The 19,211-nt window shown below is 62.1% G+C and carries 13 protein-coding genes; 4 read left to right on the forward strand and 9 right to left on the reverse strand.

Annotated elements, in window-relative coordinates:
* The first annotated feature begins 75 nt into the window (after nt 1-75).
* Nucleotides 76-2,049 (forward strand): methyl-accepting chemotaxis protein, encoded by a 1,974-nt coding sequence (locus I6L48_RS08930; protein WP_216987984.1) that lies wholly within the window; start codon nt 76-78, stop codon nt 2,047-2,049.
* Nucleotides 2,050-2,059: 10 nt separating this feature from the next.
* Complete coding sequence (locus tag I6L48_RS08935) at nt 2,060-3,391, forward strand: ABC transporter substrate-binding protein (RefSeq protein WP_039041339.1); 1,332 nt, start codon at nt 2,060-2,062, stop codon at nt 3,389-3,391.
* A gap of 343 nt (nt 3,392-3,734) precedes the next feature.
* On the opposite strand, the gene I6L48_RS08940 is transcribed toward I6L48_RS08935, so the two are convergent.
* The 6 genes from I6L48_RS08940 to I6L48_RS08965 form a co-directional block, all read right to left on the reverse strand.
* Entirely contained in the window at nt 3,735-4,757 is a 1,023-nt protein-coding gene (locus I6L48_RS08940) for a LacI family DNA-binding transcriptional regulator (protein ID WP_039041338.1), read from the reverse strand.
* A gap of 139 nt (nt 4,758-4,896) precedes the next feature.
* Entirely contained in the window at nt 4,897-5,766 is an 870-nt protein-coding gene (locus I6L48_RS08945) for a MalM family protein (RefSeq protein WP_039041337.1), read from the reverse strand.
* Between the two features lie 74 nt (nt 5,767-5,840).
* A complete protein-coding gene (locus tag I6L48_RS08950; RefSeq protein WP_039041336.1) occupies nt 5,841-7,130 on the reverse strand; it encodes a carbohydrate porin in 1,290 nt (429 codons plus the stop codon).
* A 61-nt stretch (nt 7,131-7,191) separates the two neighbouring features.
* Complete coding sequence (locus I6L48_RS08955; RefSeq protein WP_124814158.1) at nt 7,192-8,529, reverse strand: putative glycoside hydrolase; 1,338 nt, start codon at nt 8,527-8,529, stop codon at nt 7,192-7,194.
* Between the two features lie 834 nt (nt 8,530-9,363).
* On the reverse strand, nt 9,364-12,489 hold the full coding sequence (locus tag I6L48_RS08960; RefSeq protein ID WP_216987985.1) for a multidrug efflux RND transporter permease subunit: 3,126 nt from the start codon (nt 12,487-12,489) through the stop codon (nt 9,364-9,366).
* A gap of 14 nt (nt 12,490-12,503) precedes the next feature.
* A complete protein-coding gene (locus I6L48_RS08965; RefSeq protein WP_216987986.1) occupies nt 12,504-13,661 on the reverse strand; it encodes an efflux RND transporter periplasmic adaptor subunit in 1,158 nt (385 codons plus the stop codon).
* Nucleotides 13,662-13,816: 155 nt separating this feature from the next.
* On the opposite strand from I6L48_RS08965, the gene I6L48_RS08970 reads away from it, so the two are divergent.
* Entirely contained in the window at nt 13,817-14,545 is a 729-nt protein-coding gene (locus I6L48_RS08970; RefSeq protein ID WP_113070621.1) for a response regulator, read from the forward strand.
* A complete protein-coding gene (locus I6L48_RS08975; protein WP_113069806.1) occupies nt 14,542-15,621 on the forward strand; it encodes an ATP-binding protein in 1,080 nt (359 codons plus the stop codon). The genes I6L48_RS08970 and I6L48_RS08975 overlap by 4 nt, the downstream gene beginning before the upstream one ends.
* A gap of 112 nt (nt 15,622-15,733) precedes the next feature.
* Here the strand turns inward: I6L48_RS08975 and I6L48_RS08980 are convergent, their stop codons facing one another.
* The 3 genes from I6L48_RS08980 to I6L48_RS08990 all read right to left on the reverse strand — a co-directional run bounded on the left by I6L48_RS08980 (nt 15,734) and on the right by I6L48_RS08990 (nt 19,191).
* The gene (locus tag I6L48_RS08980) at nt 15,734-16,696 is read right to left on the reverse strand and encodes an IS1595 family transposase (RefSeq protein WP_041215707.1); all 963 of its coding nucleotides are present in this window, start codon (nt 16,694-16,696) and stop codon (nt 15,734-15,736) included.
* A 109-nt stretch (nt 16,697-16,805) separates the two neighbouring features.
* Complete coding sequence (locus tag I6L48_RS08985) at nt 16,806-18,296, reverse strand: SulP family inorganic anion transporter (RefSeq protein ID WP_113069807.1); 1,491 nt, start codon at nt 18,294-18,296, stop codon at nt 16,806-16,808.
* A gap of 319 nt (nt 18,297-18,615) precedes the next feature.
* Nucleotides 18,616-19,191 carry a DJ-1 family glyoxalase III gene (locus tag I6L48_RS08990; protein ID WP_113069808.1) on the reverse strand — a complete coding sequence of 192 codons (576 nt, stop codon included), beginning with the start codon at nt 19,189-19,191 and terminating at the stop codon, nt 18,616-18,618.
* Nucleotides 19,192-19,211: the final 20 nt, after the last annotated feature.

Genomic DNA, 19,211 nt, shown 5'->3' on the forward strand with positions numbered 1-19,211 from the left:
CAGGATGCCTGTCGGGCTCCTGGTGCCTTGATAACCGGCTCCGCCCCGATGCGGAGGGAGAGGTGGGAGAGAAGGATGTCGATCGTACAGCGGATCAGATTGGGCTTTACGCTGCTGCTGGTCCTGTTGCTATTGCTCGGGGCCATCAGTTACCTGAAGACGACCTCCATTCACGGTCGTTTCCAGCAGGTGACCGAAGAGGCGACGCCTCAGGCCCTGACCGCCAGCCGGCTGCGCGCCGCGTTGCTGATGGCTGACAGGGACAGCCTGGCGCATCTCGCCATCTGGGAGACGTCGGCGTTCCCCGAGTCCCGTCAGCGTGTTGCCCATGACAAGGTCCGCTATGAGCAGCACATCAAGGCATTCGCGGCCCTGACACTCGATACCGAGAGTGAGCGGCAACTCGCCCGGGTCACCGACCAGGCCCCCCGGCTGTTTACCATCTCTGAGCAGTTGATGAGCCTGCACGAAGAGTCGGTCGAGCTGGAGCGGGTGCTCGCACGGATGCGGAGCGAGCTGCTGCACCTGGACGACAACTACCGTTCGGCGGCGGACCTGCTGGTGCGTTACACGGCGGGGCGGCGCTCTTTGCAGAACAAGGCGGAGCTCATCACCAGCGGTATTGCACGGGATCTCAAGCTGATCCTGCGTGCCGACGGCAACACGGATCTGGTGGCGCTACAGGGGGTGCTGGCCAAAGACATCGACATTGCGAACCAGCGTCTGGAGCGGATTGTTGTCCCCGATGACGTCAAGGCCAGGTTCACCCGCCATGTGGCGCGCATTCCCCAGCAGGTATTTGGCGACAAGGGGCTGATTGCCACCCTGGTGCGCCGTCAGCAAATCAGCCAGCAACTCCATGGCTTGCGTGAGCAGCAGGAGGCGCAGAGCCAGCAACTGGGGGAGGTCCTGGACAGGCTTATCGCCATCAGCAACCAGAGCATGCAGGAGGACAGGCTGAGTGCCGACGTCGCGGTTGACAGCGCCCGCACCTGGATCGTGATGGTGGCCCTGTGTTCCGTGCTCATCGCCCTCATTGTTGCCTGGAGTACGGCCCGCAGCATCCAGGTGCCGCTGGTGCGGATCAATCGGGTTCTCGGTCTGATGGCACAAGGGGACATGACGCTGCGGGTTCGCTACCCCGCCAGGAACGAGCTTGGTGAGGTCGCGAACTCCATCGACCAGCTGGCCCACCACACCAAGACGCTTCTGATGGAGGTCCAGACCGGCTCTGAGTACCTGGTGAGCGAGACGCGCAAGACCGCGGAGATCGGCGAGCAGGTGATGTCGCAGGTGCAGGCGCAGAAGGCCCAGACCGATCAGGTGGCGGCCGCCATTTTCGAGCTGGAGACCAGTGCGACCGAAGTGGCGCGCTCGAGCGATCATGTTCGTCGGGAGGTGGGGGAGGCCAATGACGAGAGCCGGCGCGGACGTCATCTGATACAGGCCAATCGGGATGGCATCGAGCAACTGGCGACCGACATCGCCGGGGCCATGGCGATCACCCGCAAGCTCGAAGGCTACAGCAGCAACATTGGCAACATTCTCGAGGTGATCCGTGGCATGGCTGAACAGACCAACCTGCTGGCCCTCAATGCGGCCATCGAAGCGGCCCGTGCCGGGGAGGCCGGGCGGGGCTTTGCGGTGGTGGCCGAGGAGGTGCGGGCGCTGGCTACCCGTTCACAAGGGGCGACCCAGGAGATCCAGGTGATGATCGACAACCTGCAGGGATGCGCCCGCGATGTGGCGAGCGTGATGGCCCAGAGCCATGAGCAGACCCAGCAGAGTGTGCAGCAGACCCGGGATGTCGAGAGTGCCCTGGCGGGGATTGCCTCGCGCATGGAGGCCATCAAGGAGATTGCGGATCACATGGCTTATGCCGCAGCGGAGCAGATTTCGGTGAGTCAGGGAGTGGCCCAGCACGTGGCGGCCATCGCAGACGTGGCTCACGAGACCGAGCAGGCGTCCCGGGTATTGGCGAGCAGTGGTGAGGTGTTGTCGGGGCTGGCCAGCCAGCAGCAGAGTCTGGTGGCCCGTTTCAAGGTGTAGGAGAGAGGCGATGTGGAAATCTGTGAGTGCCCTACTGGTCTGGGGGCTGAGTACGGCGGCGGTATCCCAGGAGCTGGTGCTGGAAACCTGGCGCGTGGATGACGAGGCGCTCTGGAAGGAGCAGTTTCTGCCCCGTTTTCAGGCGATCCATCCCGAGATCACCCTTAAGCTGCATTCGCAGCGCTCGGCGGATTACGATCGGGAGCTTGCCGAGCGGCTGGCGGCGGGGAAGGCAGGGGATCTCATCACTTGCCGTCCTTATGATCAGTCCCTGCGGCTGTTCCAGCAGGGGCATCTGCTGGATCTGACGGACCTGCCCGGGATGGAGAACTTCCCGAGCTTTGCCAAGGCCGCCTGGCAGACCGACTCCGGGGCCCAGACCTTCTGCCTGCCCATTGCCTCCGTGATCCAGGGTTTCTACTTCAATGTCGATATCTTCAACGCCCTTGGGCTGACACCGCCGCGAACCCGTGCCGACTTCTTCGCCGTGCTGGAGAAGGTGAAGCAGGATGGCCGCTATCTGCCGCTGGCACTGGCGGCTCACGACAGCTGGGTGGTCTCCGAGCTTGGTTATCAGAACATCGGTCCCAATTACTGGCATGGGGAAGATGGCCGCCTGGCGCTGATCAACGGTCAGGCGCGAGTGACCGATGCCCCTTATGTGGCGGCGTTTCGTGAGCTGGCGAGCTGGCGGCCCTACATAGGGGACCATCCTGCCGATGCCACCGAAGCACAGGCGGTGGATGCCTTTGCCGCGGGCAAGGCCGCCATGATAGTGGCGGGCTCCTGGTCGCTGGCCCAGTTCACCGGCAAGGTCAATTTTGGTGCCTTCCCGCCCCCCGTCGCGCAGGAGGGGGACACCTGCTATTTCACCGATCACACCGACATGGGGATCGGCATCAATGCCGCCAGCCCGAACAAGGAGGCCGCCCTGAAACTGGTGGAGTGGATGGCAAGCGCCGACTTTGCCGAACGTTTCTCCAATTCGGTGCCCGGCTTTTTCTCCCTCTCCAATCACTTCTTCGAGCTCAAGGACCCGGTGGCGAGCACCATGATGGGCTGGCGGGATACCTGCGATTCCACCTTGCGTCTGGGGGCGCAGTTCCTCACCCGGGGTGAGCCATCGCTTACCACGGAGCTTGCGGAGGTATCGCAATCCGTGGTGCTCGGCACCATGACGCCGGAAGCCGCCGCCGCGCGCATCCAGCAGGGGTTGGCAAGCTGGTATCCCCCCCAGAAGGCGGCCACGAGAAGAGCCAGTCTGTGTGAAGCGGACGAGCCTCTCCCCACGCTGGCAACCAGCGCGGCCACCGGGACGGAATCCCCCTTCGCAGCGCCTTGACGGTGGTCACGCTCCCGCAGGGATCTGCACACTCCCCAAGGCGCCTTCAGGCGCCTTGTTTCATTCAGGTCGACCGGGTTCATCGGGTTGCCATTGCCATTGCCATTGCCATTGCCAGGCTTTGGCTGGTGTCATGGGCCAGGCCGGATTGAGGGGCCGCAGAAGAGGGACGCCAGGTTGTGCGTGGTCTCTGTGCTATGTCAGAGAGTCAAGGTGGAAGTCGCGGCAGGGACTCGTCGCTCGCTGGACAGGTGGCTGACAAAAGAAAAACGGCCCGAAGGCCGCTTTGCGCTGATGCTGTGCAGGGATCTGATGCTGCGCAGGGAACCGCCCCGGTCTGTGTTCACCCCTTGTACGGCAGTGTGGTATCACGCACCACAATGCTCAATTCGGGCAGTTCGTCCGAGTTCAGCTCCGTGTTCTCGATCAAACCCAACAGAGTCTTGACCATCTTGACACCCATCTCGTAGATGGGCTGGCGCACCGTGGTCAATGGCGGGTTGGAAAAGGTGGAGAAGGGCAGGTCGTCAAAACCGATGAGAGAAACATCCTCAGGCACCCGCAAGCCGCACTGCTTGAGACCCAGAATGGCCCCGTAACAGGTCTGATCGTTGGCGCAGAAGATGGCGGAGAATTTCCGGCCGCTCTCCACCAGCTTCTTGACGGCATTGAGCCCGCCGACTTCGGCGAAATCCCCCTGGATGACCAGGGAGGGGTCATATTCGATACCTGCGCTCACCAGGGCCTGGCGATAGCCATGATGACGCTCGATGGCATCGTTATGATCCGGCAAACCGACGATATGGGCGATGTCACGATGACCCAGATCCAATAAATAGCGAGTCGCCATGTAGCCACCCAGCCGGTTATTGATGCTGAAGGAGTGTACCCGCTCGGTCATGATATTGTGACCTGTGGCCACAATCGGTATTTGCTGGGAAAACTCGAGCAGTGTTTGCTGATTGACGTGGCCGGTCAAAATAATAAGGCCATCAACCCGCCGGGCCACCAGCAGGCGCAACCGCTCAACTTCTTCTTCCGCATTCCAGTGACCACTGACAATCAGCGGTACATACTCCATGCCCTGAAGAGTGTGTTCAACACCCCGCAACATTTCGTTGGAAAATGGACTCTCCACATGTTGGGTCAAAACACCCAGGGTCATGGACTGACCCGTTTTCAAATATTGCGCCATCAGGTTGGGACGAAAATTCAATTCCTGAATGGCATCTTCCACCGCCTGACGTTTATCTGCGGCCACTTTGGCCGAGCCGTTCAATATCCGGGATACAGTGCTTGCCGAGACACCGGCTCGGCGGGCGATATCATAGACAGTGGCTTTTTTCTCCTGAGCTGACTTCGACATCCCCCCTCCGTACTCGACTGTGAAAACCCCTGGTCATGGCCAGTGTTATATGAATATCTTCTTAATAAATCAGCAAGTTAGGATACCCGTTTCCCCTGGTGGTGACAAGCGATGATGCGCCTTGCCAGGGGAGGAAATGCTACTGCTGGGCGGCAAAAAAGACCTCTTTTGCCTTGGTAAAACCGGCTTGCTCGGCGGCTTTGACCCAGGCGAGCGCCTGCTCATAGTTTTTGCTCTGAACGGCAGTGCGAATATGCTGATAATAATCCAGTTCACCCAACGATTTATCTGGTGAGACCATCACGGGCGATATGGTTTTTGCGATCTGCGTCGCATTTGCAGCGGGCTCTGCGTCCAGCGTCAAATATAGGCGTCCGGTAGCAGAGTGAGGCACTTCCACATTGATGAGGCGGGCGACATCCGTGGTGCGATCATATTGCATGGCGCGCTGGAGATCGTCCGGGTTGAGCCGGGTACTGCCCTGCATGTCCTTCGCCGTGGAATAGATCACCATATAGGCGGCCCGAGCGCTGCCGATGGGGGCCGGAATGGTGAATTCCCCCTGAATGTTCTGCCCTGAAATTAACGAACGACCGTCATAACTGAATGTGGAACCGGGAATGGTTTGAACGGCGTTGTATTGCTCGTCCAGCAACAGGATGCTGGGCAGGAAGACGGTATAGTCGACCGGAATGGTTATTTTGACGCGAGTTGCCTGGCTGACTTCGGGCAGCGAGAAGGCCATTACATAGCTTTTGCCTGAATCAAATGCATAGACCTGGCTGTCGGTGCTCACATCGACCCAGCGGCTCTCCTGCCCGAGGGACTGGAAGCGAAGTTCCTTGAATGACTCGACCGCCACCTTGTTCGACAATTGTTCCCGACCTTGCTCAACCTGTTGCTGCAGGGCGGAGACTGCCGATCCTGGCGAATGCTCCGGGCCCATGCCGGCGCATCCGGCCATCAGCAGACTGACCAGGAAAGGCAGACACTGCTTCGTTCCCTTCATCGTGTTTCCTCGTATGCAATGCGGGTCCCCCAAGGGACCCGAGATTATAGTGCAGATAAGTATCGCGACCTAACCTACCACCACATGTCCGCCTGTACACCGACCAGGAAATCTTCCCGGTCTTCCTGCCAGGGGGTCTCGTTGTTGTGATCGACATAGGTCGTCAGAATGCGGATCTCCGGTGAGGGCCCCATGCCGGTATTGACGGTGAAGGTCGGCACTATGCTGACCTTGTGAGAGGTGCCACCCCGTTCGACGTTGTCGATGATCAGGTTGTTTTTCACATATCCGACTTCCGTCTGGATGGAGAAGAACTCATTGATCGGGAATACCGGGCGCAGAGATGCGGCATACCAGGAGTCATGGCCACCCAGCTCGTAGTCGTTGTACTGGTAGGAGAGGGTCGGCAGCAGATGAATATTGGCGCCATACCAGCCACCCCAGAGGAAGAGGCGGTAGGATTGATCGCCTTCCATCACCTTGGACTGGTAGGGTTTATAGCCATCCGCCTTGTCCTGCAGTGTCTTCTGATACAGGGAGCCCTTGCGATACATGGCGGTATTGGTCAGGTTGGCACCCAGCAAGTCCCCTGAGCCCAGCCCACGTCCTGCCTGGGCGATGAACTTGGAGAAGCCGCCCGGCATGAAGAAGAAGTCGTCGCGGGAATAGATGACGGTTCCTTCTGCCCCCTTGGTCGCATATTGCTTGTTGTCGCCGGTGAACTCGTTGCTGGGCATCTGTTTGAGTGCGATCTCCATGTCCCAGGCACCGTAGAGGGCGCTGGTGTGGAGGGTGTGCATGGTGGCTTCAGTGCCATTGGCGCGGTCGGAGTGGCTGGTGTCGTTGCTGTTGATATAGGCAAAATCCCACTTGCCACCCGCCATCTCCATGGCTTTGATGCCGACGCCGGTTCCCGAGTAGTCCGTGTAGAAATAGTCGGTGGTCCAGATGTAGTTCTCGCGGTCGTAATAGCGCAGGCCACCCCACATGGTCCCGGTCGGGGTGATGCCACCCAGCTCCACATAGGTTTCTGACACACCGCTTTCGCGAGGCGCGGCACGGGTTTGCAGGCCGTCGGCATCGGACTCCACCTTGAAGTGGATGTTGACCGACTTGTTGCTGCCCAGATCCCACAACTTGTTCAGGCCCGCTTCCCAGCTGTTGTCCAGCTCGGAGCCCAGGCGCCCCATGGTCTTGTCCATCTCATATTCGTACCCCGCCTTGGCGAAGTTGTCCTTGGCGTCAAACATCGAGCCGGCACGAATATAACCGTGGAAGCCAAAACTCTCGGCGGCATTCGATACTGCGGGCACTGCCAGCCCGCAACATGCCCCGACAAACAAGGCGAGTGACTTCAATTTCATCTTATTGCTCCAATCCGTAGAAAATTATTTTCAATCGATTTCTCGAAGATTCAATGCCTTGTCACTTGATCTGCTGGCAGGGCTGATTGCTGTCAAAGTCCGCCGGGATGGCTGTTTTCAGGGCCACGTTGGTGAAGGCGAAGCGCAGACCGGCCATGGAGTCCCAGGCCCCGCTCAGGTAGAGCGCCTTTTGCACCGAGCCTGTGTTGGCCGCCGGAATGAGAGAGGCGACCGGCAGGATGCAGCGGTACCAGGTGTCGTCATCGGGCACGATGTTGCTGTCCATGGTGAAGAAGGTGCCAAAGTCCGGGCCTGCGGTACCGTCCATGCGGATCTGGATGTTGGGGGAGTCACCGTAGCTGGAGACTTTCAGGTCGAGCAGCATGGCGCCGTCCTGATAGGCGGAGAGATCCCCATTGGCGCTGTCGGTCCCGAGGAAGGCGGCGCCATTGCCTGGCAGGTCCATGGTGATGACCTGGTTTTCATCCGTCAGGGTGCCGCCGAAGCTGGCTGCCGGGTAATCGGCGCTGCGGTCCAAGGCCTGGCTCTTGTCACCGGAGTAGTAGAGCGCGGCATCGGTGGCCACCAGCGCGGGGGCATTGTTGACGCCGGAGCCTGTGTCCGGATTGGTACCTGGATCGGTGCCAGGATCGGTACCGGGATCGGTTCCCGGGTCGGTGCCTGGGTCTGTGCCCGGGTCGGTAGCGCCGCCAGGCGCTTCACAGGTGACCGGGTCGACAACGGGCTTGGCCGAGGTGGTGAGCAGGTACTTGATGTTGGTGATTTCGTAGTTGAAGGCTTCTTTGGTGGCCAGGTGGAACGGTGTGCCCACAGTGGCGAGGTTGATGGCCGTGGCACCGGGGAAGGGCTTCATGCAGTTGATGGGCAGCGTGAGCGTTTCCCAGTCACCGGAACCGGTCAGGGCGCTGGCAATGGGCAGGCTGCTGCGGTTGGGATACTCGTTGTCGATGGAGGCATTGAGCACTTCCGGCACCTTGCTCTTGGTCCGCAGCTGGAACTCGATGAAACCGGAGGCGTATTTGCTCAGGTTCAGAGGGGTGGCGGATTTGAGCATGAAGGTGCCATCTCCGTCACCGGCTACCTGCACATCGGCGGTGTCATCGGTACCGGCATTGTTGATGAGCACGGCGCTGATGCTGGTCATGGCGACGGGAGAAGCGGTGACCGGTTGCAAGCTCCAGTTGTCCTTCTCTGACTGGATGCTGGGGGTTGTACCCCCATTGGCACCGACCCCGAACAGGATCAGGGTGCTGTCGCCAGGGGGCGTGGTGCCACCGTTGTCGCCACCGTTATTACCACCGGTGTTGCCACTATTCGAGTCGATATTATCGGCCCCACCACACCCGCCAAGCAGGGCAGCGGCGATCAACGACGCCAAAAGTCCTTTTTTTGATGCATTCATACTGACCACTCCAATCAATGGGAAAAATATCCACCGCGATGAACCGTCAAGACTCAAACAGACGCTATGCAATCGATGCCAAGACAAATCATGCTGGCTTTATTTTCTTGAAATCGATTTCCAATGCAATGCTTATCCCCTGTGATGATCAAAGTTTGTGTTTCAAATCACAGAAAGCGTGTCCTGATGACCAGCTGATGGGATGTGCAAGAAAGAGTTATCTTTAAATGAAAAGAGTTCATTGTGTTGTTTTTAATGGATTATTTTCTTTTTCTCTTGAGTCTGACGATCAGAGGGAAAGTATCGGAGTAGATCTGCAATGTATCTGAGGTGATTGCGATGTGTCGATTTCTGAGTAACACTTAAATTGACTTCGATTTCATGGCGTATTGAATGAGACTCAGGCTGTCATCAACATTGCGGGGGCCTCTCCAGCGGTTCAGGCACCAGGAGTGTCCAGCCTTGACTGGTGATGGCAGACAGCATGCAGTCGATGAGGCCAATGGCGTCGGTCTTCAGAGCGATGCTGAGGCCGGGTTCCTGCTGGGTCGGCACCGACCCGGGATGGTGCAAGCCCCCTGTGCCAGATAGCAGATCGCCATCTTGGAGAAGACCAAGGATGCACCGGCGACGGAGGGCTGGTCACAAATCCTGGAGAGGCAACCCGCGATAGGGTCGCCCCGCAGCAGCGGCCATGAACCACAGGCCCGGCACCATGGCGCGCTCATCCTCTTCGAAGGAACGCAAAATGGTGCCAGGCATGCATTGCATGATCATCGCCTCCCCAGGGCCAGCAAACCCGCGCAGCGGTCAGCATGATCGGTGCTGTGCTCGCTGTGCCCGCCAGGCCTGAATGCGCGCCTGGGTGCCGATGACGAAGACAAAAAAGACCGGCACGAAGAAGATGGCCAGCAGGGTGCCGCTGATCATGCCGCCGAACACGCCGGTGCCGATGGCATGCTGGGTCTCGGCGCTGGCACCACTGGCAAGCATCAGCGGCACCACGCCGAGGGTGAAGGCGAGCGACGTCATCAGGATGGGGCGCAGGCGCAGGCGGGCGGCGGTCACAGCGGCATCAAGCAGCGAGCGTCCTTCGCCATGCAACTGGCGGGCAAACTCCACGATGAGGATGGCGTTTTTGGCCGACAGGCCGATGATGGTGATCATGCCCACCTTGAAGAAGACGTCGTTGGGCATGCCGCGCAGCATCACCGCCGCCACGGCGCCGAGCAGACCCAGCGGTACCACCAGCATCACGGAGAGCGGGATGGACCAGCTCTCGTAGAGCGCGGCCAGCACCAGGAAGACCACCAGCCCCGACAGCAGCATCAGCAGGGGGGCCTCGGCCGCCGACTGGCGCTCCTGCAGCGACTGTCCCGTCCAGGCCAGGGCGAAGCCTGGCGGCAGTTGCGCCACCAGGCGATCCATTTCCGCCATCGCGGCGCCACTGGACACCCCGGGGGCGGCACTCCCGGAGAGACGCACGGCGGGGAAGCCCTCGAAGCGCATCATCTGTTGCGGCGACTGGCGCCAGGTCGGCGTCACCACCTCCCGCAGGGGCACCATACCGCCGCTGGCATTGCGCACCCGCAGGCCGAGTACGTCATCGAGCTGCATGCGCGCCGACGCGTCGGCCTGCAGGATGACCTGCTGCATGTGCCCGCCGTTGGGGAAATCGTTGATGTAGAGCGATCCCATCGCCGCCGACAGGGTGCTGCTCACGCTGGTGAACGAGAGTCCCATGGCCTCGGCCTTCTGCCGGTTGATCTCGAGGTGAATGCTCTCGCCGGGGGGCAGGCTGTCGGGATAGACATCGCTCACCACTTCGCTTTGGGCCGCCAGTGCCAGCAATTGCGCCTGGGCGGCCAGCAGCGCGGCCTCCCCCTGGTTGGCCCTGTCTTGCAGGAAGAGCGTGAAACCCGAAGAGGTGCCCAGTTCGTCGATGGCGGGCGGCAGCAGGCTCATCACGGTGCCTTCCTTGCTGTTGGCCATGGCGGCCTGTGCCAGCTCTGCCTCTTCGGCGGCCGTGGCACCATGACGCTGGTCCCAGTCTTTGAGCATGGTGAAGGCCATGGCCGCATTGGGGCCGGCGCCGGAGAAGCTGAAGCCCTGTACCACCAGGTTGGTGTCGAGCGCCTCGCGAGAGGCCACATGGGCCTCGAACTCCTTGATGACGGCCAGGGTGCGCTCGCTGGTGGCGCCGGTCGGCAACTGGATGGAGGTCATGAAGTAGCCCTGATCCTCGTCCGGCAGGAAAGAGGAGGGCAGCTGGGTGGCCGCAATGGCCAGCACGGCGCAGAGGGCAAGGAAGGCCGCCATCATCCGTCCGCTGCGCCCGACCAGCCGGGTGACCCGAACGCTGTAGCCTGCGGTGAGCCGCTCGACGCCCCGGTTGAAGGCGCCGAAGAAGCCGCGCTTCTCATGGTGATCCGGGCTGACCGGACGCAGCAGGGTGGCGCAGAGCGCCGGCGTCAGGGTCAGGGCGAGGAAGGCGGAAATCAGGATCGACACCGCCATCGACAGGGTGAACTGCTGGTAGATGACCCCCACGGAGCCGCTGCCGAACGCCATGGGGATGAACACCGCCGTGAGCACCAGAGTGATGCCGATCACCGCCCCGGTGATCTCCTTCATGGCCCGCGATGTCGCCTCTCGGGGCGATAGCCCCTGGGTGGCCATCAGGCGCTCGACGTTCTCCACCACCACGATGGCGTCGTCGACGATGATGCCGATGGCCAGCACCATGCCGAACATGGTCAGGGAGTTGATGGAAAAGCCGGCCAGCAGCATCACCGCGAAGGTGCCGAGCAGGGCGATGGGGGCGACGATGGCCGGGATCAGGGTGTAGCGCAGGTTCTGCAGGAAGAGGAACATCACCAGGAACACCAGCACCATGGCTTCCAGCAGGGTGTGGATCACCTTGTCGATGGAGACCTTGACGAAGGGGGCCGAGTCAAAGGGGATCGAATAGGCCATGCCCGCCGGCAGGGTTGGCGAGAGCTGGGCAAGACGGGTGCGTACCGCATCGGCGGTGCGCACGGCGTTGGCGCCGGGGGAGAGCTGGATGGCGGCGCTGGTGGCAGCCACCCCGTTCTCGCGGTTGGAAAAGGCGTAGGATTGCGCCCCCAGCTCGACCCGGGCCACGTCACCCAGCACCAGCTTGGCGCCATCACTACCGGCCCGCAGCACGATGGCGGCGAATGCCTCGGGAGTGGTCAGCTGCCCCTGTACCGTGAGGGGAACCGTCAGTCGCTGGCCAGGCAGGGCGGGTTCGTCGCCGAGGCGCCCCGGTGCAATCTGCACGTTCTGCTGCTCGATGGCCTGCGCCACCTCGCTGATGGTCAACCCGTAGGCGGCGAGCTTGCCCGGATCCACCCAGATGCGCATGGCCTGCTCGGCGCCGAACAGCTGCACTCGCCCCACGCCGTCGATGCGGCGCAGCTCCTGCACGATATTGCGGGCCATGTAGTCGTTCAGCGCGACCTCATCGAAGCGGCCATCCGGTGAAGTCATGCCGACCATCATCAGAAAACCGGACGAGGCGGACTCCACCTGCAGGCCGGTTTGCCGCACCGCCTGTGGCAAGCGAGGCTCGACCGCCTTGATGCGGTTTTGCACGTCCATCTGGGCCAGCTCCGGATCGGTGCCCGGCTTGAAGGTGGCGGTGATCTGCGCGCTGCCGGAGGCATCTACCGACGACTCGAAGTAGAGCAGGTTCTTCACCCCCGACAGCTCGCGCTCGATCAGGCTCACCACCGCATCGTTCAGGGTCTGCGGCGTGGCGCCCGGATAGGTGGCATAGAGGGTCACCGACACCGGCGCCACCGAGGGATAGCGGGAGATGGGCAGCTTGGGGATGGCGATGACCCCCGCCAGCACGATGAAGAGGGCGATCACCCAGGCAAACACCGGGCGATGAATGAAAAACTGCGGCATGAAATGTCTCCGATTCAACGGTTACCGGCGTCAGCCTGCTGGCTGACGGCGGGGGATTGCCAGGGATGGGCAATGACTAGCGTCCCCGGGGTCAGGCGGTCGATCCCCTCGAGCACCACCCGCTGTCCGGCGTTGAGCCCGGACGTGATGCGGTACTGGCTATTCACCAGTTCAGCGGTGTTGACCGGAACCAGTTGTGCCTGCCCCTGGCCATCCAGCACCCACACGCTGGTCTGGCCCGATGTGCGCACCACCGCCTGCTGAGGCACGCTCAGGGCGTTGGCATAGCGGGCACGGGGAATGCGCGCCTGCACGTAGAGGCCGGGCAAGAGCCGCCGCTCCGGGTTGTCCACCAGTACCCGCAGCAGTACGTCGCCGGTCCCGGCATCCACCTCGATGCCGGAGAAGAGGATGTGCCCCTGCATGCCGAGCGGCTTGCCGTCGCTGCCGAGAATGTCCACCGCCAGTTCCGGTGCCGTCGAACCAGCCTGCTGGCGCAGGGTGTCGAGCACAGAGGCCGGTTGACGCACATCGACGTAGACCTGATCGATCTGCTGGATCCTGGCCATGGGGGTGGCGTCGGTGGGGGACACCAGGGCCCCTTCACTCACCAGCGCCTGATCGATGCGCCCGGCGATGGGGGCCTCCACGCTGGCAAATTGCAGGTTCAGCTGGTGCCGGGCCAGGGTCGCCCTGGCCTGAGCCACGTCGGCGGCCGCCTGATCACGCTGGGAGACGGCATCGTCATAGGTCTGGCGGCTGATGGCCTCGGTGCGCAGCAGCGGCACCAGACGGTCAATCTGGATACGGGCGCGGGCCAGCACGGCCTCCGCGCGCTGCAATGCTGCGGCGGCGCTGTCGACATCCGCCTTGAAGGGGGCCGGATTTATCTGGAACAGCACGGTGCCTGCGCCGATTTCGGCGCCCTGCTCGAACAGGCGGCGCTGCACGATGCCGCTGATCTGGGCCCGAATTTCGGCGCTGCGCACCGCGGCCACCCGGGCGGGCAGATCCTCGCTGATGACCAGGTCCTGACCTGCCAGCGTCATCACCGACACCTGAGGAAGGGCCGGCGCATCTTGCGCTTGCGTCGCCCCATCGCAACCTGCCAACCCGAATGCGGCAATGACGGCGAGCAGGGCGCTCGCATACCGCTGTTTGACAAACATCATACTCACCTCGTTAAACCGTCTCCCGGGCATGGTGCTGCCGCGAGAGCACATCGAACGGGCATTATGGAGAGGGGCTATTGCGAATGATTCGAGGCTTTGTGGAGAATCCATGGAGGCGGTGATAAAGTTCAAGCCCCCCATTTTCGAGTCCGACCATGTCGTATCTTCCTGCTTCCGCCAACCCGGCGGCCCAGTCACTGGTACTGATTGCAGAGGATGAAGCCGAGATCGCCGACATCCTCGCCGCTTACCTGCAACGCCACGGATTGCGCACCCTGCATGCCGCCGATGGCCGCGCAGCCCTGGCCATGCACCAGACATGCAAACCCGATCTCCTGCTGCTGGATGTGCAGATGCCGCAACTCGACGGCTGGCAGGTGCTCAGCGAGATCAGGGCCCGTGGCGACACGCCGGTGATCATGTTGACCGCCCTGGATCAGGATCTCGACAAGCTGATGGGACTGCGCATGGGGGCGGATGACTATGTGGTCAAACCCTTCAATCCGGCCGAAGTGGTGGCCCGGGTGCAGGCGGTGCTCAGACGCAGCCAGGCTGCAAAACAGGCCACGGCTCGGGTGTTGCGGGTCGGCCCCTTCCAGATCGATCTGGAGAGCCACGAGGCCAGCCTTTGCCGCGATGACGGGCAACTGGTGCTGGATCTGACCCTGACCGAGTTCAAGTTGCTCGCCTCCCTGATGCGGGCGCCGAAACGGGTGTTCAGCCGCGCCGAACTGCTGACCCACTGCCTGCCAGAGGGGGATACCCAGGAGCGCACGGTGGACAGCCACATCAGCAAGCTGCGCAAGAAGCTGGAGGCGCACGGCATCCAGGGGGTGCCCGCCAGTGTCTGGGGCGTCGGCTATCGCTTCGGGGGCGATGCGTGACATCGGCACCCGGCCTGCGCAGGCAAATCATCCGCTCCCTGGGGCTGATGGCGCTCGGCATCATCTGCCTCGCGGTGATCGGCACCTATGTGTTCTACGCCATTGCCGTGACCTATGTGCCTGGCAGCATTTCCGAGAGCTGGATGCCCTCCAGGGTCGAGATGATCTGGATTGGCTCGACCATTCTCATTGCATTGGGGATGGCGCTGTACGTGGCGGTGCGCCTCTCTCGGCGCATCCTGACCCCGCTCAATTCGGTGGCGAACAGCCTGCGCGAGGTGGCAGAGGGCAAACTCGATGCGCGCGTGCCGCTGGATGAACAGGCGATCGGGGAGACGGCGCAACTGGTGCGGGACTTCAACACCATGGCCGAGCGACTGCAGAGCATGACCCGCGAGCGGGAGTTCTGGAATGCCGCCATCGCCCACGAATTGCGCACCCCGGTGACCATCTTGCGTGGCCGATTGCAGGGGCTGGCCGAAGGGGTATTTCCGCCAGAGCGTGCGCTCTTTGAAGGCTTGCTGCGCCAGGTGGAGGGATTGACCCACCTGATCGAAGACTTGCGGGTACTCAGTCTCAACGACAGCGGCCACCTGGAGTTGCAACGAGAGGCGATCAGGCTGGCCGACGAGCTTGCCGTGGTGCTCGAGGCGTTTGTCGCCCCCCTGGCCGCGAGCGGTTTCACCCTCAAACAGGAGCTCGATGCCGAGCTCTGTGTCTGTTGCGATGCTCTTCGCATCCGTCAGGCCCTGATGGCGCTGCTGGAAAATGCCCAGAAGCACGCGGTGCCGGGCATGCTGACCGTGCGCCTGCATCGTTCGGGCACCCAGTGCATCCTGAGCGTGGAAGACGAAGGGCCTGGCATCAGCGAGGAGGTCGCCGCCCTTATCTTCGAGGCGTTTCGCCGGGGGGATCCGTCACGCTCACGCAAGAGTGGCGGCAGCGGGCTCGGGCTGGCCGTGGTCAAGGCGATTGCCGAGGCCCACGGCGGCAGCGCGGTTTGCCAACCCGGCGGGCGGGGCGGCACCCTGTTCCTGCTTTCATGGCCCCTCTTGCACCCTGACGGCAGGTCATGACCCCGCGTTGCCCCATCGGCTCGGGATGGGCGCGCCGAGGCGCGTGTGTTGACTGTGATCCAACAGCCCAAAAAAAGCCCATCTCATGGGGAGAGACGGGCTTTTTTTATGGCTATGTCCCAATTACGTGTTGCATCGGGTGCCCTAGCGCCTCATGCAAACACATCTTGGTATTTACCTCCCTGCCGTAACGTTCCAGCATCCTGCGCCAGCCCAGATAATTCCTCAGGTAGTGGGTTGCGACTCCATGGAATCGTTCCATCCACTCCTTCAACCGCCGGTGATATCCGTTCACATGCTGGATGTGGTATGCCCCAATGACTCGCTCACCTCGACGGTTGTACACCACTTGATGTGTTATGCCCCGCGCTTGGCTGAAACTGGCATACACCCCTGCACCATCACTGCAGAGCACTGCATCGGGCGCGATGAGTGGCTGCAACACCGCTTTCACCGTCTGCGCATCCAGCCTTTCCAGCTGAAAGTCGGCTTGATGGCCCGCCCTGTCCTGCACCACCATCACCGGGATGTAATCCCGCCCGGTCCCCCGGGTACGCCCTTTCCCGCCACGATGTCTTGCCGGACGAGGCAACCCTCGCTGCCCCTTGAACGATTCGAGGAAGAAGGTTTCATCCACTTCCACAATGCCTTCTTCCCGTGTTGCCTGGTGGTTTGCCATCGCCTTCAGGAAGCGGTGACGCCACAAGAAGGCGGTGTTCTTGCAAACACCGCAGCGGACGGCGGCCTGGCGGACAGTGAGCCCGTCGATGAGAGCCTGGGCGTAGTCCTCCCAATGCTCAGCCTTACGTAATCTGGCCAAAGGCGTCTTGGTGAGGAGGGAGCTGGTTCGCCGACACTGCTTACAACGGTAACGACGCAGCCCACGGCTCCAGCCCCAGGGGGCCAGCTGGGTGGCATCCGCCTGGCAGTGGGGACAGCCGCAGCATGTGGGTAACTGGGCATGGAGGGACGTAATCGGGTGTGGAGCGGCGAGCTCATGCTGAGCGACACGGCGCTGACGCAGAGTAAGTAATGGAAAGAGGGACAACAGGTGTTGGAAGGCTGGCGTATCCATGATGAAGGTCCTCGCGGTGATGACCTACTTCCAGATTAGCCTTCCAACACATAATTGGGACAGCGCCTTTTTTATGGCTTGCAGGCAGCGCCCTCATGGGGCGCCGGGATCAATGCTCGGCCAGCAGGGGCTCTCCCTCCTGGCGTTTGTCGTGGATGGCAAAGCGATCGACCAGGGTGGCACTGGCGTCGTTCAGGCCGATGACCGCCACCTCTTTCCCCTCACGGCGGAACTTGATGACCACCTTGTCGAGGGCCGTGATGGCGGTGATGTCCCAGAAGTGGGCGTGCGTCAGGTCGATGACCACCTTCTCCACTTCCTCCCTGCAATCGAAACCGGCCAGGAACTGCTCGGCGCTGGCAAAGAAGACCTGGCCCCGCACCAGATAGGTACGCACGGCGCCGCTGCGCTCGCTGTCGCTCTTGACCAGCATGACGCGGGCAACCTTGTGGGCGAAGAAGAGGGAGGCGAGCAGCACCCCCACGAATACCCCGAGTGCCAGGTTGTGGGTCGCGACCACCACGGCGACGGTGGTTACCATCACCAGGTTGGTGGAGAGGGGGTGGCTCTTCAGGTTGCGTACCGACTCCCAGGAAAACGTGCCGATGGAGACCATGATCATCACGGCCACCAGGGCGGCCATGGGGATCTGACGGATCCACTCATCCATGAAGACCACCATCAGGATGAGCAGGGTTCCCGCCACGAAGGTGGAGAGGCGGCCGCGGCCACCGGATTTGATGTTGATGACGGACTGGCCAATCATGGCGCACCCCGCCATGCCTCCCAGCAGACCGGCGCCGATGTTGGCGATACCCTGACCCTTGCACTCGCGGTTGCGATCGCTTGGGGTGTCGGTCATCTCGTCGACGATGGCTGCCGTCATCATGGACTCGAGCAGTCCCACCACCGCCAGCCCCGCTGAATAGGGGAAGATGATGGCCAGGGTCTCCAGATTGAGGGGCACGTCGGGCCAGAGGAAGACCGGCAGGGTATCGGGCAGCTCGCCCATGTCGCCCACGGTACGGATGTCGATGCCCAGGGTGATGGCCACCGCCGTCAGGATGACGATGCACAGCAGGGGGGAGGGGAGCAGTTTGCCCACCACGGGAACGAGCGGGAACAGATAGATGATGCCAAGCCCGGCCGCGGTCATGGCGTAGACCTGCCAGGTGACGTTGGTGAGTTCGGGCAGCTGGGCCATGAAGATAAGGATGGCCAGGGCGTTGACGAAGCCGGTCACCACGGAGCGGGAGACGAATCGCATCAGGCTGCCGAGCCTGAGGTAGCCCGCCGCTATCTGGAAGAGGCCGGTGAGCAGGGTGGCCGCCAGCAGATACTGCAGGCCATGTTCCTTGACCAGGGTCACCATCAGGAGCGCCATGGCGCCGGTGGCGGCGGAAATCATGCCGGGACGACCGCCGACGAAGGCGATGACCACGGCGATGCAGAAGGAGGCATAGAGGCCGACCTTGGGGTCGACGCCCGCAATGATGGAGAAGGCGATGGCCTCCGGGATCAGCGCCAGGGCGACGACGATGCCCGACAGCAGATCGCCCCGTATGTTGGAGAACCACTCTTGTCTTGCACGTTCCAGCATGGGGATTTTCTCGCTCGTTGAGGATCCATGGCCACAGGCCCGCAAATCAGGGGGAATGGCGGGGATCACAGGGTTGCATTGGCTGTTGATGGTCGGGTAAACCGGCCGGTCGGCATAACCGGAGTCAGGCGGCAGAGGCCGCACAGGGCAGGGTCAGGGCGGCGTGACGGCCACCCCAGAGCACATAACAGGCATAAGGGGCGCATGTTAACAGTCGGTGCCAGGCCGGGGAAGTCCGGATTGTTTTATCTAGCACAAGAGCAGCCAACATAGACCAAACAAGGGGGCTCTGCCGCTTTCATAGGAGTGCCCGATGTGGTTATGGCGATAGCGAGGGGGGCAACACCATGGGACCGGCCACCGTACGGGCGGCCTCGTCACCTCGCAGTACCCGTACTATCTCGAGAGCGAACTCGATAGCAGTGCCTGGTCCCTGGCTGGTGATCAGGCGATGGGCTTCATCGGTCACGACCCGCGCCGTGCTCAATTGTGTCGCGGGCAGACGGGCCTGAAAGCCCGGATGGCAGGTGGTGCTCGCATTCCCCAGCAAGCCGTGATGGTGCAGTACCACGGCGGGTGCGGCACAGATGGCGGCGCGCCAGCGGCCGAGGCCTGCCTGCTCCCGTAGCAGGTCGATGGCGAGGGGGGTGTCGCGGATCACTTCGCTGCCGGGCAGACCGCCCGGCACGACCATTGCATCGAAGTCACGGGTGGTCAGCTCGTCGAGATGGCAATCCGCCACCAGTTGCACCCCGCGAGAGGCGCGGATCTGGCGCGCTCCGGTGGGGCAACAGGAGGCCAGCACCACATCGATGCCACCCCGAACCAGGGTATCGACGATGGCAACCGTCTCTATCTCTTCCGACCCGGGGGCCACCAGTACCAGTACGCTCATCCTGCACTCCTTGCTTGCCA

This window comes from Aeromonas sp. FDAARGOS 1418 (genome assembly GCF_019048585.1).
GTDB classification, from domain to species: Bacteria; Pseudomonadota; Gammaproteobacteria; order Enterobacterales; family Aeromonadaceae; genus Aeromonas; species Aeromonas caviae.

Bases quoted from the DNA above. Each gene is read 5' to 3' on its own strand.
- I6L48_RS08960 (WP_216987985.1), bottom strand. From the start codon at position 12,489: ATGCCGCAGTTTTTCATTCATCGCCCGGTGTTTGCCTGGGTGATCGCC.
- I6L48_RS08930 (WP_216987984.1), top strand. From the start codon at position 76: ATGTCGATCGTACAGCGGATCAGATTGGGCTTTACGCTGCTGCTGGTC.
- I6L48_RS08945 (WP_039041337.1), bottom strand. From the start codon at position 5,766: ATGAAGGGAACGAAGCAGTGTCTGCCTTTCCTGGTCAGTCTGCTGATG.
- I6L48_RS08950 (WP_039041336.1), bottom strand. From the start codon at position 7,130: ATGAAATTGAAGTCACTCGCCTTGTTTGTCGGGGCATGTTGCGGGCTG.
- I6L48_RS08935 (WP_039041339.1), top strand. From the start codon at position 2,060: ATGTGGAAATCTGTGAGTGCCCTACTGGTCTGGGGGCTGAGTACGGCG.
- I6L48_RS08980 (WP_041215707.1), bottom strand. From the start codon at position 16,696: ATGGATACGCCAGCCTTCCAACACCTGTTGTCCCTCTTTCCATTACTT.
- I6L48_RS08990 (WP_113069808.1), bottom strand. From the start codon at position 19,191: ATGAGCGTACTGGTACTGGTGGCCCCCGGGTCGGAAGAGATAGAGACG.
- I6L48_RS08985 (WP_113069807.1), bottom strand. From the start codon at position 18,296: ATGCTGGAACGTGCAAGACAAGAGTGGTTCTCCAACATACGGGGCGAT.
- I6L48_RS08970 (WP_113070621.1), top strand. From the start codon at position 13,817: ATGTCGTATCTTCCTGCTTCCGCCAACCCGGCGGCCCAGTCACTGGTA.
- I6L48_RS08965 (WP_216987986.1), bottom strand. From the start codon at position 13,661: ATGATGTTTGTCAAACAGCGGTATGCGAGCGCCCTGCTCGCCGTCATT.
- I6L48_RS08940 (WP_039041338.1), bottom strand. From the start codon at position 4,757: ATGTCGAAGTCAGCTCAGGAGAAAAAAGCCACTGTCTATGATATCGCC.